This window comes from Mesorhizobium sp. P5_C1 (assembly GCF_054049815.1).
The window spans coordinates 1-1,429 of sequence record NZ_JBFULQ010000921.1; the positions used below are offsets into that span (position 1 = coordinate 1).

The 1,429-nt window shown below is 57.7% G+C and carries 1 protein-coding gene and 1 pseudogene; both read left to right on the forward strand.

Annotated elements, in window-relative coordinates; all coding sequences use genetic code 11:
• The first annotated feature begins 367 nt into the window (after positions 1-367).
• Entirely contained in the window at positions 368-841 is a 474-nt protein-coding gene (locus ACXJ7R_RS32615) for a ubiquinone biosynthesis methyltransferase UbiE (protein ID WP_457155392.1), read from the forward strand.
• Positions 838-1,429 (forward strand): annotated as a pseudogene (locus ACXJ7R_RS32620) (SAM-dependent methyltransferase); the annotation flags it as partial. The gene ACXJ7R_RS32615 and the pseudogene ACXJ7R_RS32620, both read left to right, overlap by 4 nt.

Genomic DNA, 1,429 nt, shown 5'->3' on the forward strand with positions numbered 1-1,429 from the left:
GCACAGGCACGATGGCTGATCAAGGAAAATTGCGATTGCCTGCAAGGTAATCTCCTGGGGCGACCGCTCGGAGCCGAGGCAACCAGCGATTTCATCAGGCGGTCCCCGCCGAAGGTGGTACGGGAGATGGAGAATTCAAATCGGGCGCTCTAGCGCCTTGCACCCTTTGTAAGTGGACAGTTGTGGAAACGATCGACGCAGACGCCACGCAATTCTTCGAGGCAGTGCGGGACTGACTGATTACGAGGCGGTCAAATTTCCGCCTCGGAGGCCATAGCCCACCAGGGCTCAAATACTGATGGAATAAGTGAGGATGCCGATGGGATCTGTTCAACATGACCTGGCTGGCGAGCAGACTTTTGAGCCCATGATCCAGATCGACATGGAAATCAAAGCCTTTGTCTCCGCTTGGAGACACTGCGATTATGTCTCGACATACATGGCCCGGATGATCAGTCAAAATAGATCAGACTCGGTCCGGCATTCAAATCTCTTTTCCTCGGCCTTCAACGAGCTGCTGGAAATTGCCTTTCGCACGCGCCATACCGACGGCGAGTTGGCATGCAGGGTGTCTCGCCATGGCGCCACGGACAGGATCGAGCTGACATTCCCATGCGTGCCAGGGGAGCGCCAATTCTACGAAGAAGCCATGTCGCAAGTCGCGGGATTCGAGGCCAGGGAGCGATACCTCAACTCGGTGTCTGGCGATATCGCGCCAAGCCGGGAGGTCGTACTTCTGGAACTGGCTGTCGACTACAACGCCACACTCAGGGTCGAGGAAGCCGATGGTGATGCAATCAGGCTTGTCGTGGATCTTCCGCTCGAAGGCCTGCACAATTGAGCCCTTACGACCTTCCCCCACGCTTCAAGGCGCAATACGACGCGAACAATCAGGAGTTCTCCATATCGGGCGTGGTCCGGCCTCAGGCGGTCGATGAGCTTGGGCCCAGCATCGCGTTGCTTCGCGATGCGATCAGTCGTGTGCGGGGCGTTCTCTACGTCAATGTCAGACGCCTGACGCAGATGAACAACGCCGCGTTTCACGCCWTTTCGCAGATCCTCCTTGACGCCTGTCGGGCTCGACCCGATCTCAAATTCGTCGTCATCACGTCAAGCGTGGTCGGTTGGACCTCGCGAAAATTCGGTCGCTTGAGCGGGATCGAACCGAACATCACGGTCGAGGAGTATGACAGCAAATTCTATCCTGGGCAGGGCTTCCTCGAGGAAGGCGGGTTCGTTCCGATCCTGCGCACACAAACAAAGATGACCTGGCGCCACGAGCGCGCAATCTTGCCGCGACACGGCATGAGGCCCGGGATCGTCATGGCCGACATCTGTTGCGGGATCGGTGATTTCGCCTTGCTGGTGCAGAAGGAGTTCCAGCCATCGCGGATCGTCGCCCTCGACCACTCCATGTCAAGCCTCAGCT